We start from the raw sequence: 13,308 nt of genomic DNA, 5'->3' as shown, positions 1-13,308 counted from the left end.
AGCGTCCACCGTCGATCACACCGTCGAGTTCGCGCCGTAGACAGCGGCGGTGCCGCCGCACACCGGCAAGACAGCCACGATCATCAGCGCCGTGGCCGGTGCGACCGAGTAAGCCGGCCAGTGCAGCCGGTGTCGGCGCATCCGAGGGGTGGTGTTCATCGGTACGGCTGTCCTTCGCTCGTGAACTGCTGGCCGGGGGGTGTGTCTGTCGGGATGGGGTCACAGGATGGGGGTTCCGTCATCCACACCTCCTTTTCTGGGTCCGCGGGGATCGTCGAGGAACCAGCGACCGTCGAGTTCCGGAAGTCCGGACGACACTTCACCCAGCAGGTCGGGCAGCGTCAACAGCACCCGGTCGGGTGCTGCCGCGATCAGCTCCCGTGGGCTGATGATCGGGATGTCGGTGCCGGGCATTCGGCATCCTTGCTTGGCGGGCGCGACGTCGGCGACGCCGGCGACGAGCCCCTGGTGCGCACCAGCCAGCGACAGCAGGGCAACCGCCCGGGACGCGGCCCCGTAGGCGTAGACACGCTGCCCGGCTGCGGCCGCATCGACCAGCCAGTTCCGCAGCGCGCGCACGTGATCGTCCACGGACCGCTGTAGCAGGCGCAGCGATTCCGAGGTGATGAGCTCTCGTTCGCGGGACAGGATCTCGCGCACGGTGTGGTCGGGCGTGGCGGGGCCGCGCCGAGCTGCCACCAGCACCGTCCCGCCGTAGAGGTCGAACTCCCACGCGGTGGTCACGCCCATGCCCGCGGCCGTGAGCGCCAGGCTCAGTGCATGCAGGGAGTAGTACGCGAAATGCCCGTGGCGCAACGCGTTCCACTGCCGCTGTGCCACGATGGCGGCGAGCGAGTGGTACTGCAACAGCAACAACCCGTCCGGGGCGACGGCCGCGGCGCGGGCGGCGAAGGCGGCCCGCTGGTCGGGTTCGTGCATGATGCCGAAACAGTCCAGAACCAGGTCCGCCCGCGCCGCGTCGGCTTCCGCGCAACCACGCTCGGCCAGCAGCGGCAGCCACGAACCACCGTGCGGACTGCCGAATTCGATGACCGTGTTGCCGCGCAGCAGGCCGGCCGCGTCGACCCGCGCAATCGCGTCAGCGGCCTGATCACGGAGGGCCTGCGGCTCCACTCCACGGGGTTCGGACGCCACGGTGTCGTCTTCGGCGAGTTGTGCCAGCTCGCATCGCGCACACCACACCATCCGCAGGGGATGCGTGGTCTCCGCCTGCGTCACCGGCCGCGCCGCGGGCGGGAAATCATCGGCTGCGGGCACCGTCCCGAGATCCAGGACGGTGTGCAGAACGGCGCCGGAGCAGGCGCGGCAGCGGCCGGTCATGACACGATGCCGGTGTGCGTATCGAGCAGACCGACCTGGCCGACGTGGTGGTGCTGATCCCAGCGCCCGTCCGGGACGACCGGGGCCTTTTCACCCGGACCTTCGATGCCGCCGAATTCGACTCCCACCTGGGGATTCCGGGAATTTCCGCCAGTTTTGTGCAGGACTCGCAGTCCCGGTCGCGCCGGGGGGTGGTGCGCGGCATGCACGGCCGATCCGGGCGCGGCGAGGCCAAGCTGGTCCGCTGCGCACACGGCGCGGTGCACGACGTGCTGGTCGATATTCGGCCGTCGTCGCCGACGTTCGGCCGGACGCAGGCGTTCCGGCTCGACGACGAGGAGTTCCGGCACCTGTACGTGCCGCCGGGATTCCTGCACGGATTCCAAGCGCTCACCGACACCGCCGACGTGTGCTACCGCATCGATCGGCCGCACGATCCCGCCGAGGATCTCGGCGTCGCCTTCGATGATCCGGACTTGGCGATCGCCTGGCCCCTGCCGGTGACGGTGGTGTCGGATCGCGACGCGAACGCGGGACGATGGGAGCATCTGCGGGCTACCCTGTCGCCGGCGCGGTGACCGCACACAGCCGCGGGTCCAGCGCGCCGGACGCGCGCAGCCGCTGGAGCCACGTGAGTCGCGTGAATCGCTGGAAGAAGGCGTCCTGGGTGAGGCCGCGTTCGGTGTACTCCCGGTAGAGTTCGGCGGCGCCGTCGGGCACCGACCACTGCGCCTCGAACCCGAGCACCGCGCGAGCGGCGGAGAAGTCGACCCGGTAGGAGCGTGGGTCGGCCCCGGTCTCACCGGTGACCAGCAGCCGCGACCCCGGCACGGTGGCCACCACCGACTCGGCGATCTCGGCAACGGTGAGGTTGTTTCGCTCGGTCCCGATGTTGAACGCCCGGCCGGCGACGGCCGATGCCGGTGCGGTGAGGCAGCGTTCGAAGGCTGCCGCGATGTCGCGGGCGTGGACCAGCGGCCGCCAGGGCGTGCCGTCGGAGAGCACCTTGACCACACCGGTGAGGACGGCGTGACCGACGAGATTGTTGAGCACGATGTCAGCGCGGGGGCGAGGCGAGAATCCGAACGCGGTGGCGTTGCGCAGGAACACCGGAACGAAGTGGTCGTCGGCCAGCGCCGCGACGTCGTCTTCGACCCGCACCTTCGACTCGGCGTACGGGGTGATCGGCCGCAGCGGCGCCGACTCGGTCACCAGCTCGTCTCCGGCGGCCCCGTACACCGAGCAGGTGGAGGCGTACAGGAACCGGGACACACCGGCTTCTTTCGCGAGCCGAGCCAGCCGCACCGAGGCGCGATGGTTGATCTCGTGGGTGACTTCCGGCGCGAGCGCGCCCAAAGGATCATTGGACAGCGCGGCGAGATGGACGACCGCATCGATGCCGCGAAGGTCTTCGATCCCCACCGATCGCAGATCGAGGCGCAGACCCACCGGGTCACCGGAGAACTCGCCGAGCAGGCAGTCGGCGAACCAGCCGGTGTCGAGCCCGATGACCTCGTGCCCGGCGGCCCGCAGTATCGGGACCATGACGGTGCCGAGGTATCCCTGATGCCCGGTGACCAGGACTCGCATCGTTGTCACTGCTTCTCCCATCGAATGACGGCTTTGTCCACCACGAAGGCTTCGGCGTACTCGGTGCGGCACTGCACGCCGCGGATCCGCGCGAGGGCCAGGAACGCGGTTTCGTCGAACCAGTCGCGACCGGTCTGGGACGGGTAATGCCGGTGCAGCAGTTGCGATTTCCGCTGGACCAGCTCCGCGTCGACCGGGTGGAACACGGTCGGCGCCGGTGTGTCGACCTCCGCCTTGAGGATCTCGTAGCCGAGGATCAGGTGGTCGCGGAACTCGGTCGGCACCAGCTCCGCGAGCGTGCGGTGATCCTGGTGCGCGTCGCCCGGTTGCGGGGCGAACACCAGGTCCGGTTCACCCGCCCGGCGAAACTCCGCTACGGCCGTCTTGATCCGATCCCAGTGCGCCGGTGCTCGTCCGTCCGGGACGTCGAGCACCGTCAACTCCGGTGTCCGTCCCGCGCAGAAGGCGGTGAGCGCCGCCCGTTCCTCCTCTTCGCGCTCGGTGCCCGCACCGGAGAGGACCAGCGCGCGCACCCGCATACCCGGATGGGCGCGAGTCAGCGACAACAGCGTGGCGCCCATCCCGATCGGGATGTCATCGCAGTGCGCGCCGAGCAGGGCGATCTCGGCGGGCCGCGGGGGAAGCAGCGCGATCACGGCTCCCACACCATCCATGGCCGGTGTCCGCTGTGGTAGGCCGCGTCGAGCTCGGCGCGTTCCTTGAATGTATCCGCCGGCTTCCAGAATCCGTCGTGACGGTAGCCGAACAACCGGCCCTGGCCGGCGAGCGCTCCGCAGGCGTCCTCCACCAGATCTCCACCGGGTGGCAGCAGGTCGAAGATCTCCCGGCCGAGCACGAAGTAGCCGCCGTTCTCCCACAATGGCATATTCGCCACGGGAACGATGTCCTTGACCTCGCCGGTAGGACTGAGGTCCACGCAGTGGAACGACGATTGCGGCGGCACCACCATGAGAGATGCCGCCGCCCCCGAAGCGTGGAACTGGGTGATCATCTCGTCCAGGGGAGCGTCGGTGAGGACGTCGGCGTAGTTGGCCAGGAAGTGCTCGTCGTCGCCGAGATGCTCGCGCACCCGGCGCAGGCGCTCCCCGATGGCCGACTCAACGCCGGTATCGACCAACGTGATCGTCCAGTCATCGATATCGCTGCCGAGCAATTCGACCCGGCCGTTGCGGATCACGAAGTCGTTGGACGCCGACTCCCGGTAGGTGAGGAAGAAATTCTTGATGTGCTCGGCGCCGTATCCGAGGCACAAGATGAACTCGGTGTGGCCGTAGTGCGCGTAGTACCGCATCACGTGCCAGAGCAAGGGGCGGGGGCCGACGAGTTGCAGCGGCTTGGGCACCATGTCATCGCTGCCTCCGCGCATGCGCATGCCGTAGCCACCGCAGAACAAGACGACTTTCATCAGCGCCGGTTTCCTTTCGACTCGGCTCCGGCCTGCACGGTGCTGGCCGGGAACGCCGGGTCGATCACGTGCAGCTCCGGCAAGGGATAGGCGAGCCGACCGCCCCACTCGGCGACATGCCGCAGCTGTGCGGTGATCTCGGACTCGAGATTCCAAGGCAGCACCACGATCACGTCCGGGCGATCAGCGTCGAGCCGGGCGGGCGGGTGGATCGGGATTCGCGTTCCCGGTGTGAATCTGCCGTGTTTGTAGGGGTTGCGGTCGACGGTGTACTCGAGCAGGTCAGGTCGGATCCCGCAGTAGTTGAGCAGTGTGTTGCCCTTGCCCGGTGCACCGTATCCGGCGACGCGCTTCCGCTGGTGCCTGCAGTCGAGCAGGAACCGAAGCAACTCGTGCCGCACCGACTCGGCGCGCTCCCGCAGCGATGTGTAGCCGGCCACCGAGTGCAGTCCGGCGGCACGCTCGAGGTCGAGCACCAGCCGCACCCGGTCGCTCACCGCCTCCGCGGCGGCATCGGGGCGCACCCACAGCCGGATCGATCCGCCGTGCGTCGGCAGCCGATCGACATCCACCACGGTCAATCCGGCGACAGCGAGCGCACGCTGCGCCGACAGCACGGTGTAGTACTGGAAATGCTCATGGTAGATGGTGTCGAACTGACCGAACTCGACCAAGTTCAGCGCATGGTGGACTTCGATGGTCAGCATGCCGTCATCCGCCAGCAGGATGCGCAGCGCACGAGTGAACCCGCGCAGATCCGGGATGTGGGCGTAGACGTTGTTGGCGATCACCAGATCCGCGGGTCCGTGTTCGGCACGGATGAGACGTGCGGAATTCTCGTCGAGGAAGGCGGTTTCGGTGGGCACGCCCGACTCGCGAGCCGCTGCTCCGACGTTGGCCGATGGCTCGATGCCCAGGCATCGGATGTCGCGGTCGACGACGTGGCGCAATAGGTAGCCGTCGTTGCTGGCGACCTCTACCACGAAGGAGTTCCTGCCCAGCCCCAGCCGTGCGGTCGCGGTGTCGACGAACTCGCCCGCGTGCCGGACCCAGCTGTCGGAGTAGGAGGAGAAGTAGGCGTATTCGGTGAAGGTGTCCTCCGGCGTGATCAGCGCCGGAATCTGCAGTAGCAGGCAGTCGGCGCACACCCTGAGGTGCAAGGGATAGGTCGGCTCGGGCAGGTCGAGCTGATCGGCGGTGAGGAACGATTCGCACGGCGGTGTGGCGCCGAGGTCCAGAATGCTGGACAGCCTGTCGGAGTCACAGAGTCGACAGCGCACAGATCCGATCCTTTGCTCGAAACGCCCCGGCCCGCCGGAACGCCTGTCGCGGCACCCGAAGCAGAAGCTGCCCGGCGTATCACGAGATGCGCGCGACGAGAACGTCATTCGTGGTACCGACCGCACCTGTTGCGATCTTCAGCGTACCGACGGCAATATCGGCTGGATTACATATCCGCGTTACTAACTGTGATATAGAGCACATTCCATATTCAGATTCGTGGCGTTATTCCAAACGCGTATCACAGTGAGTCGCTGGGTGGATTCGCATCAGTTAACATCCCGATCACGCTGCCTCGCGCACACTTTCTGACCGGCGAGAAATGTTGTGACACTTGCCGATCAAGTGCCGAGGAAGCGCTCGGTAGAGGCGGTCGGGACGCTGCCGGGACAGCCGATCCTCGGATCGGGTAGCAATTCCACCGTTGCCCCAGGAGGGGTGTCTCTTGATGAAATCCAAGGCTGTCCCGGAATGGCATGGGACCGCCGAAATCCCACGATCCCTCACGGTTACCCCGGTTACCGTCTCGACCCGTAAGGCCTGGCGATCGGAGTACGTACGCCGCCTCGCCATCACCGATTTCGCCGCCGTATCCATCGCTGTGGGGAGTGCGCAGCTGATCCGTTTCAATGAGGGCGGCGCTCCGCCGCTGGCCTGGGAAGGGCCGTATCGGGTCGGTTACACGATGGTGTCGGGCGCGCTGGTCATCGGCTGGTTCGCGATCCTCGGTAGTGCGGGCAGCCGTGCGCCGCAGCTGGTCGGCAGCGGTGTCGAGGAATTCCGGCGGCTGATGTCGGCGACGATGCACCTGTTCGGCGTACTGGCATTCACGTCACTGGCACTCGAAATCAAGTTCGCCCGAGGGTATCTCGCGATCGCATTTCCGGCGGGCGTACTCGCGGTGGTCGGTGGACGACTGTGGTGGCGCCACCAGCTTGCCAGGGCACGCCGCCGGGGACGCTATCGTTCGGCCGTACTAGTGGTCGGTACGGCCGAAGCGGCCGCGGCGATATCCGCGGCGTTCGCCACAGACCCGGGTGCCGGGTACAACGTTGTCGGCGCCTGCGTACCGGGTGGGCAATCAGGGGATGCGCCGCTGGCGTTCGCCGGCGGCACGGTCGCGGTCGTCGGTGACGACAGCGCCGTGCTGCGGGCGGTCCTGCACACGCACGCCGACACCGTCGCCATCGGTCCCACCCGGCATCTCGGCCCGACCGAGTTGCGCAGGCTCGCCTGGGAACTGGATGCCCTGGGAGTCGAGTTCATGCTGGCGCCGGGGGCGGTCGACATCGCCATATCCCGCCTCACCAATCGGCAGGTCGCGGGAATGCCGATGATGCACATCGCCGAACCGCAGTACGAGCGGGCTCGGTCGGTCAGCAAAACGGCCTTCGACATCGTCTTCGCGACGATGTGCCTGCTACTGCTGCTGCCGGTGTTCCTCGTGATCGCGATCGCGGTGAAGACCACCAGCCGCGGCCCGGTCTTCTACCTGTCCGAACGCATCGGCCGATACGGCCTGCCCTTCCGCATGATCAAGTTTCGCAGTATGCACGACGATGCCGATCGATATGCCGAAGCTTTGATCGCACAGCAGGGTGGAAATCCGGTCTTCTTCAAGCTGAAGGGCGATCCCCGGGTCACGCCGGTCGGACGATTCCTGCGCAAGTACAGTCTCGACGAGCTGCCGCAGTTCCTCAACGTGCTGCGTGGCGACATGAGCGTGGTCGGGCCGCGACCGCAGGTCCGGCGGGAAGTCGACACCTACGACCACATGATGCGCCGACGCCTGCTCGTGAAGCCAGGGCTGACCGGCTTGTGGCAGGTCAGTGGCCGGTCGGACCTTCCGCTCGAAGACGCCGTGCGGCTCGATCTGTCCTACGTGGAGAACGTGTCCATGCGGATGGACCTGCGGCTGATCGCGCGCACGCTCGGTGTGGTGGCCCGGGGTGACGGAGCGTATTGAAGCCCCTGCGGGCCGGCGGTAGTCGGATGTTCCGACGGCCGCTCGCGTAGAGCCGTCGAGAACGCGCGCGATCCGGGCTGAGCACAACCGCATCCGCGGCAGAACACGGTGTCAGTCGCCGTATCAGGCGGGTGTCAGGGTGGTGTCAGGCTGGACGCCGAGAGTTGTTGCCATGACGAAGAACAGCAACCCGGCCCCCGCTTCGAAGTGGACCGGCACGGTGCCGGTGGACGATACCGCCCTGGCGGTCACCGACACCGGCGGTCCCGGTATCCCCGTGATCTACTGCAATGGCCAGTTCGCCACTCAGGGCTATTGGCGGCGGGTCATCGCCGAGCTCGGCCCCGGCTACCGGCACATCACCTTCGACGAGCGAGCCCGCGGCAAATCGCGGCGTTCGGCGGACTATTCCTTCGAGGCCGCCGTCCGGGACGTCGATGCGGTCTCGGCGGCCAGAGGCGTGCACCGGGCGGTGTTGGTGGGCTGGTCCTACGGGGCAGTCGTCGCGGCGCACTGGGCCGACCGGAATCCGGACCGTGCCACGGGCGCGGTACTGGTCGACGGCGCGTTCCCGTACGACTGGCTCGACGAGGCCATGGAGCAGCGGATCCGCAAGCTGTTCAAGCGGCTGAGCTGGTTCACGCCGCTGCTGCGCCCGACCGGTCTGACCCCGCGGATGAGCGCCGAACAGATGGCCGAGAGCAACATCGAGCTCGGCAAGCTCTCGTGTGAGCGCGAATTGGGCCCGCTGCTGGACCGCATCACTGTTCCGGTGCGGTATGTGGTTGCTTCGGGGACGTCGTTCGGAAGCCGTGGCGACGAGCAGGAGCGAATCCGCACCAGCCTGGACGGCGTGTGCGCCCGCAATCCGAACATCCGGATCGGCGCGAAGGTCGCCGGCAACCACGGCGCGATCCTGCGCAAGGACTTCCGCGCCATCGCCGATGCCGTCCGCCAGACCGCACCGGCCGGAGACCAGCACGGCTCGCCGAGCCGCTGACCGTCCGCGGCAGCGTGGCGGGTACAGCGCCGTCACCGCGCCTTCGCGCGCCGTCGCCGCTCCATTTCCTCGCGCTCCAGCACAGCTGCCTCCGCGAGGGTCGGGGCGGTCCCGCCGAGTCGCACGGGGACCCACCGCGCGCCTTCGACCATTGGGTAGTCGCATTGCGCGCGGTTCAAGAGTTCACTCATCCGGGTGCGCAGGGTGGCGGTCAATCCCTCGGTCGGTCCGGTCGGTGGGATCGGTGCGCCGATGCGGATATTGATCGGGAAATTATGGCGGCCCAGCTGTTTCGGGATGTCCTTGGTCCAGATCCGGTGCGCGCCCCAGATGATCATGGGGACGATCGGGACATCGGCTTCCACAGCCATCCGAGCCGCACCGGATTTGAATTCCTTCAACTCGAAGCTGCGGCTGATCGTCGCCTCGGGGTAGACCACGACCAACTCGCCCTCACGCAAGGCGGTCACCGCGCGGGCGTAGGACTCCGCTCCGGCCGTGCGATCGACGCCGATCGCCTTGCAGTGCCTCATGAGAAAGCCGACGATGCCGTGTTCGAGTTCGGCCTTCATCATGAACCGGACGTTGCGGCCGGACTCGCGCCCGACCAGTCCTACTTCCATGAAATCCAGATAGGCCGTGTGATTCACCGCCAGCACCGCGCCGCCGGAACGCGGAATGTACTCCTGGCCCTTGATATCGAGGCGCAGACCCTGCGCGAAGAAGATGGCGCGGGCCAAGCCGGTGAGAATGTCGTAAACCGGTTCGCGCGCCATCGCAACTCCCGCTACTGCCCCGCCACGTTCTTGCGCGCGGCCTTGGCCTCGGCTTCGGCGGCATCCATCGCGTCCGCCTCTTCCAGGGTAGGAGCGCTGCCGCCCAGACGGGCGGGCACCCAGTAGGCGCCCGGCTCGTGCACGTAGTCCTTTTGCAGATCGAGCAGCATCTCCCGCATGGTCGAGCGCAGCTCGGCGGTCAATTCGGCGGCGGGCTCGAACGGCTGGATCGGCTCGCCGACCGCGATCGAGATGGGCGTGTTGGTGCGGCCGAGGCGCTTCGGGAACCCCTTGGTCCAGACTCGCTGCGCGCCCCAGATGACGATCGGGATGATCGGCACCTCCGCCTCGATGGCCATGCGCGCCGCGCCGGACTTGAATTCCTTGATCTCGAAGCTACGGCTGATCGTCGCCTCGGGGTACACGCCGACCAGCTCGCCACGGCGCAGATAGTCCACAGCGGCCTTATAGGAATCCGCGCCCGCCGAACGGTCGACGGGGATGTGCTTGAGCGCGCGCATGATCGGACCGGAGATCTTGTTGTCGAAGACCTCCTTCTTGGCCATGAACCGGACGTAGCGCTTCGGGGTGCGCACCGGCAGGCCCGCGTAGGTGAAGTCCATGTAGCCGGTGTGGTTCACCGCCAGCACGGCGCCACCGCGGGCGGGAATGTGTTCATCGCCCTTGACGGTGAACTTCAGACCTTCGATGAAGAAGACGGTACGGGCGAGGCCGATGATCGTCCGGTAGACGGGTTCCACAAGTCCGCTAGCGTAGTCGCTGCTCGTCCCCATCGGCAGTTCGCGCCGCCGCGCGCCGCGCCGGAGCGAGGACGCATGAGCAGCCCCGACCGCACGTCCGGAGAGAAGAGGATCGTCGAAGTGGAACGCGCCCGATCGGTACCGCGCGAGTACGACCGCAGTGCAGCACGCGAGCGGAACCGGGCCGGGCGAGCGACCTGCGCCGCGCTGGCCTGCGGCTCCGCCTTGCTCGCGGCGATCGCGCTGACCGGATGCGACTCCGTCGTCGGCATTCCGGAGGAGACGCCGCCGCAGGCGGCCGTTCGCACGACGCCACCGGCCGCCGTCCCGGCCACGCCTCCGCCGAGCACCTCCGCGCTTCCGCCGGTTCCCGCCGACGCTCCGCCGGTCGGCGCGGTCGCGGGGGTGCCCGCCGCCGCCCCGGCGATGCGGCGCTGGGCGGCCGACCTGCGCTCGCACACCATCGCCGAGATGCAGGACAAGTGCTGGACCATCGCGCCCAGGAACGTGGCCGAGATGTACGGAGACCAGCAGGCCGTCCTCACCGCGTTGGCCCAGCCCGGCACGGCGGGCGAGGACGACGTCGTCTGGAAGAGCCCGACCACGACCGTCGCCGTCCAGCGCGCCGAGATCGAGACCGGCTACGCCTGCCCGCGCGTCGCGACGGCCGGTGCGGAGATCGCCTACAACGACGCCGACGCCCGGCACACCGTGCGCAGGTACCTCTCCCGCTTCGTCGGCACTCCGCTCGACCCCGCCGACAAAGAAGGCGACTACCCTCTGATCTGTAAGGCGTCCCCGGCGACCTGGGACCCCAAGGGCACCGGGCGTCCGAGCCCCGCGCCGCTGGCGAACAACCAGGGCGTGCTCACCGGGGCCACCGAGTTCGCCGACCAGCAGATCCGGTCGGAGCAGGTGAACACCGACTACATCGCGGTGCTCGTGCCGGTGACCAACTCCTCCGGTGTGACGCAGACCCGCACCTTCACCTTGCGCTCCGGGACGGACGGCTACTGCATCGGCGATGTCTCGCCGTAACCACTACCCTGGTTGGCTGGTAAACAGCAGGAGGAGCAGCTAGTGCAGATCACCAGCGTCGGACACGCCGGATTCCACATCCGCACCGCGGCCGGGTCGATCCTTTGCGATCCCTGGGTGAACCCCGCGTACTTCGGTTCCTGGTTCCCGTTCCCCGACAACACCCAGCTGGACTGGGACGAGCTGGGCGCATGCGACTTCCTCTACGTCTCGCACCTGCACCGCGACCATTTCGACGCGAAGACGCTGGCCGAGCACGTGAACAAGGACGCGACCGTGCTGCTGCCGGACTATCCCGTGCCGGATCTGCGCCGGGAGCTCGAGCAGCTGGGCTTCCACAAGTTCTTCGAGACCGAGGACTCGGTCAAGCACACGGTGACCGGCCCCGGCGGGGACCTGGACGTCATGATCATCGCGCTGCGCGCGCCCGCCGACGGCCCGATCGGCGACTCCGGGCTCGTGGTCTCCGACGGTGAGACCACCTGCTTCAACATGAACGACGCCCGCCCGGTCGACATGGACGTGCTGCAGGACGCCTTCGGCCATGTCGACATCCACCTGCTGCAGTACTCGGGCGCGATCTGGTACCCGATGGTCTACGACATCCCGGCCCGCACCAAGTCGAACTTCGGCAAGCAGAAGCGTCAGCGCGGCATGGACCGGGCCCGCAGCTACATCGAGCAGGTCGGCGCGACCTGGGTGGTGCCGTCGGCGGGTCCGCCGGTGTTCCTGGACGACGAGTTGCGTTACCTCAACGACGATCGCGGTGACGAAGGCAACATCTTCCCCGACCAGAAGGTGTTCCTGGAGCAGATGGAGATCCACGGCAACGCGGGCGGGATCCTGATGATCCCCGGCTCGGTCGCCGACGTGCGCGGCGCCGAGCTGACCTTGACCCACCCGAGCGACCCCGCCGAGATCTACGACAACAAGGCCGAGTACATCGAACGGATGGCCCAGCGCCTCGCCCCGGTACTGGAGGCCGAGAAGGCGACCTGGGAGCGCGGCGATGGCTCGCTGCTGGAGCCGCTGCGCAAAGTGTTCGAGCCGATCATGGCCCAGAGCGACGTGATCTGCGACGGCATCGGCTACCCGGTCGGCTTGGTGATCGGCGAGGAGACCGTCGTGCTGGACTTCCCCAAGCGCACGGTGCGCGAGCCGGTCGAAGGCGAGGGGCGCTACCGCTACGGCTTCCGCATCGCGCCGGAGCTGGTGCGCACGGTGCTGCGCGACCGGGAGCCCGACTGGGTGAACACCATCTTCCTGTCCACCCGCTTCCAGGCCTGGCGCATCGGCGGATACAACGAGTTCCTCTACACCTTCTTCAAGTGCCTCACCGACGAGCGGATCGCCTACGCCGACGGCTGGTTCTCCGAGGCGCACGACGACTCCGCCTCCACCGAACTCAGCGGCTGGGAGGTGCAGCGGCGGTGCCCGCACCTGAAGGCGGACCTGTCGAAGTTCGGTGTGGTCGAAGGCAACACGCTGACCTGCAACCTGCACGGCTGGCAGTGGGACCTGGAGTCGGGACGGTGCAAGACGTCCAAGGGCCACGAATTGCGCTCGCGCAAGTTGGACTGAATCCGCGAACTTCCGGCCGGCGTTCACACGCCGGCCGGAAGCGTTTGCCAACCGATTACCGGTCGGCGACCTCGCGGGTCAGCTTGGACGACCACGGACACCAGAAGCAGCCCGGCAGGAACGCGCCGCACGCCTCGTCCAGGTGGTCGTTCACGTACATGATGCTGGCGTCGCAGACCTCGATCGCCATGGTGAAGAAGGTGATGGTGTCGGGGTCCAGATGGAAGTCCCAACCCGGGTTGTAGGGGGCGGGCATCTTCCGGATCCGGCCCATGACGTGGACGGACATCTGCTCGTCACCCGACAGGATGCGGCGTGCTTCCGCGATCCGCTGCTCGTTGGTCAGCTGGATGATGAACTCTTTGCCGGAGTAGTCGGTGAATGCGAAGAGCGCCATGTCTTCCCCTCTTGTCGATGGGTCGTGTTGGTTGGATGGCGAATTCCGCACCGGTGCGGTTCGATCCTATCGGCGCATCACCGTAGATTTGCTAGAAATTTGCTAACCAGTAGATAACCGGGCTCGGGTCGGTCTCGGCGGCGGAAAAGAG

The 13,308-nt window shown here is 67.4% G+C and carries 14 protein-coding genes; 5 read left to right on the top strand and 9 right to left on the bottom strand.

Annotated elements, in window-relative coordinates:
• Positions 1-15: 15 nt before the first annotated feature.
• Complete coding sequence (locus ACWEO7_RS19125) at positions 16-159, bottom strand: hypothetical protein (RefSeq protein WP_450016819.1); 144 nt, start codon at positions 157-159, stop codon at positions 16-18.
• A 60-nt stretch (positions 160-219) separates the two neighbouring features.
• The gene (locus ACWEO7_RS19120; RefSeq protein ID WP_452424874.1) at positions 220-1,341 is read right to left on the bottom strand and encodes a class I SAM-dependent methyltransferase; all 1,122 of its coding nucleotides are present in this window, start codon (positions 1,339-1,341) and stop codon (positions 220-222) included.
• Positions 1,342-1,355: 14 nt separating this feature from the next.
• Here ACWEO7_RS19120 and rfbC point away from each other — a divergent pair, with 14 nt between their 5' ends.
• Positions 1,356-1,919: a dTDP-4-dehydrorhamnose 3,5-epimerase gene (gene rfbC / locus ACWEO7_RS19115; protein ID WP_379249802.1), complete on the top strand. Its 564-nt coding sequence runs from the start codon at positions 1,356-1,358 to the stop codon at positions 1,917-1,919.
• Here the strand turns inward: rfbC and ACWEO7_RS19110 are convergent.
• From ACWEO7_RS19110 to ACWEO7_RS19095, 4 genes are read right to left on the bottom strand one after another with little or no spacing between them, the layout of a single operon-like run.
• The gene (locus ACWEO7_RS19110; RefSeq protein WP_452424939.1) at positions 1,897-2,931 is read right to left on the bottom strand and encodes an NAD-dependent epimerase/dehydratase family protein; all 1,035 of its coding nucleotides are present in this window, start codon (positions 2,929-2,931) and stop codon (positions 1,897-1,899) included. The two genes, rfbC and ACWEO7_RS19110, sit on opposite strands and share 23 nt — an antisense overlap.
• 5 nt (positions 2,932-2,936) lie before the next feature.
• The gene (locus ACWEO7_RS19105; RefSeq protein ID WP_452424873.1) at positions 2,937-3,605 is read right to left on the bottom strand and encodes a PIG-L deacetylase family protein; all 669 of its coding nucleotides are present in this window, start codon (positions 3,603-3,605) and stop codon (positions 2,937-2,939) included.
• Positions 3,584-4,357: a glycosyltransferase family protein gene (locus tag ACWEO7_RS19100; RefSeq protein ID WP_356963304.1), complete on the bottom strand. Its 774-nt coding sequence runs from the start codon at positions 4,355-4,357 to the stop codon at positions 3,584-3,586. Before ACWEO7_RS19100 ends, ACWEO7_RS19105 begins: the two co-directional genes overlap by 22 nt.
• On the bottom strand, positions 4,357-5,637 hold the full coding sequence (locus tag ACWEO7_RS19095; RefSeq protein WP_452424871.1) for a methyltransferase domain-containing protein: 1,281 nt from the start codon (positions 5,635-5,637) through the stop codon (positions 4,357-4,359). Before ACWEO7_RS19095 ends, ACWEO7_RS19100 begins: the two co-directional genes overlap by 1 nt.
• Positions 5,638-6,086: 449 nt before the next feature.
• On the opposite strand from ACWEO7_RS19095, the gene ACWEO7_RS19090 reads away from it, so the two are divergent.
• Both ACWEO7_RS19090 and ACWEO7_RS19085 read left to right on the top strand, forming a co-directional pair.
• The gene (locus tag ACWEO7_RS19090) at positions 6,087-7,604 is read left to right on the top strand and encodes a sugar transferase (RefSeq protein WP_452424870.1); all 1,518 of its coding nucleotides are present in this window, start codon (positions 6,087-6,089) and stop codon (positions 7,602-7,604) included.
• A gap of 172 nt (positions 7,605-7,776) precedes the next feature.
• Positions 7,777-8,604, top strand: coding sequence for an alpha/beta fold hydrolase (locus ACWEO7_RS19085; protein WP_452424868.1), 828 nt, complete (start codon positions 7,777-7,779; stop codon positions 8,602-8,604).
• 32 nt (positions 8,605-8,636) lie between these two features.
• On the opposite strand, the gene ACWEO7_RS19080 is transcribed toward ACWEO7_RS19085, so the two are convergent.
• Both ACWEO7_RS19080 and ACWEO7_RS19075 read right to left on the bottom strand, forming a co-directional pair.
• On the bottom strand, positions 8,637-9,380 hold the full coding sequence (locus ACWEO7_RS19080) for a lysophospholipid acyltransferase family protein (protein ID WP_452424866.1): 744 nt from the start codon (positions 9,378-9,380) through the stop codon (positions 8,637-8,639).
• An 11-nt stretch (positions 9,381-9,391) separates the two neighbouring features.
• Positions 9,392-10,141: a lysophospholipid acyltransferase family protein gene (locus ACWEO7_RS19075; RefSeq protein WP_452424864.1), complete on the bottom strand. Its 750-nt coding sequence runs from the start codon at positions 10,139-10,141 to the stop codon at positions 9,392-9,394.
• 75 nt (positions 10,142-10,216) lie between these two features.
• Here ACWEO7_RS19075 and ACWEO7_RS19070 point away from each other — a divergent pair, with 75 nt between their 5' ends.
• Together ACWEO7_RS19070 and ACWEO7_RS19065 are read left to right on the top strand one after the other, a co-directional pair.
• Positions 10,217-11,179, top strand: a complete 963-nt coding sequence (locus ACWEO7_RS19070) for a hypothetical protein (protein ID WP_452424863.1) — start codon at positions 10,217-10,219, stop codon at positions 11,177-11,179.
• A gap of 42 nt (positions 11,180-11,221) precedes the next feature.
• The gene (locus ACWEO7_RS19065) at positions 11,222-12,760 is read left to right on the top strand and encodes a Rieske 2Fe-2S domain-containing protein (protein ID WP_452424861.1); all 1,539 of its coding nucleotides are present in this window, start codon (positions 11,222-11,224) and stop codon (positions 12,758-12,760) included.
• A gap of 55 nt (positions 12,761-12,815) precedes the next feature.
• Here the strand turns inward: ACWEO7_RS19065 and ACWEO7_RS19060 are convergent, their stop codons facing one another.
• Positions 12,816-13,157 carry a BP74-related protein gene (locus ACWEO7_RS19060; RefSeq protein WP_039794242.1) on the bottom strand — a complete coding sequence of 114 codons (342 nt, stop codon included), beginning with the start codon at positions 13,155-13,157 and terminating at the stop codon, positions 12,816-12,818.
• Between the last annotated feature and the right edge of the window lie 151 nt (positions 13,158-13,308).

This window comes from Nocardia sp. NPDC004260, assembly GCF_053603155.1.
The sequence above is the reverse complement of the archived record's forward strand: the minus strand, read 5'-3'. Positions and strand labels throughout refer to the sequence as shown.

Excerpts from the sequence above, each read along its gene's own strand:
- ACWEO7_RS19125 (WP_450016819.1), bottom strand. The coding sequence starts at position 159 with ATGAACACCACCCCTCGGATGCGCCGACACCGGCTGCACTGGCCGGCT.
- ACWEO7_RS19120 (WP_452424874.1), bottom strand. The coding sequence starts at position 1,341 with ATGACCGGCCGCTGCCGCGCCTGCTCCGGCGCCGTTCTGCACACCGTC.
- ACWEO7_RS19110 (WP_452424939.1), bottom strand. The coding sequence starts at position 2,931 with ATGCGAGTCCTGGTCACCGGGCATCAGGGATACCTCGGCACCGTCATG.
- ACWEO7_RS19105 (WP_452424873.1), bottom strand. The coding sequence starts at position 3,605 with ATGGATGGTGTGGGAGCCGTGATCGCGCTGCTTCCCCCGCGGCCCGCC.
- ACWEO7_RS19100 (WP_356963304.1), bottom strand. The coding sequence starts at position 4,357 with ATGAAAGTCGTCTTGTTCTGCGGTGGCTACGGCATGCGCATGCGCGGA.
- ACWEO7_RS19090 (WP_452424870.1), top strand. The coding sequence starts at position 6,087 with ATGAAATCCAAGGCTGTCCCGGAATGGCATGGGACCGCCGAAATCCCA.
- ACWEO7_RS19085 (WP_452424868.1), top strand. The coding sequence starts at position 7,777 with ATGACGAAGAACAGCAACCCGGCCCCCGCTTCGAAGTGGACCGGCACG.
- ACWEO7_RS19080 (WP_452424866.1), bottom strand. The coding sequence starts at position 9,380 with ATGGCGCGCGAACCGGTTTACGACATTCTCACCGGCTTGGCCCGCGCC.
- ACWEO7_RS19070 (WP_452424863.1), top strand. The coding sequence starts at position 10,217 with ATGAGCAGCCCCGACCGCACGTCCGGAGAGAAGAGGATCGTCGAAGTG.
- ACWEO7_RS19060 (WP_039794242.1), bottom strand. The coding sequence starts at position 13,157 with ATGGCGCTCTTCGCATTCACCGACTACTCCGGCAAAGAGTTCATCATC.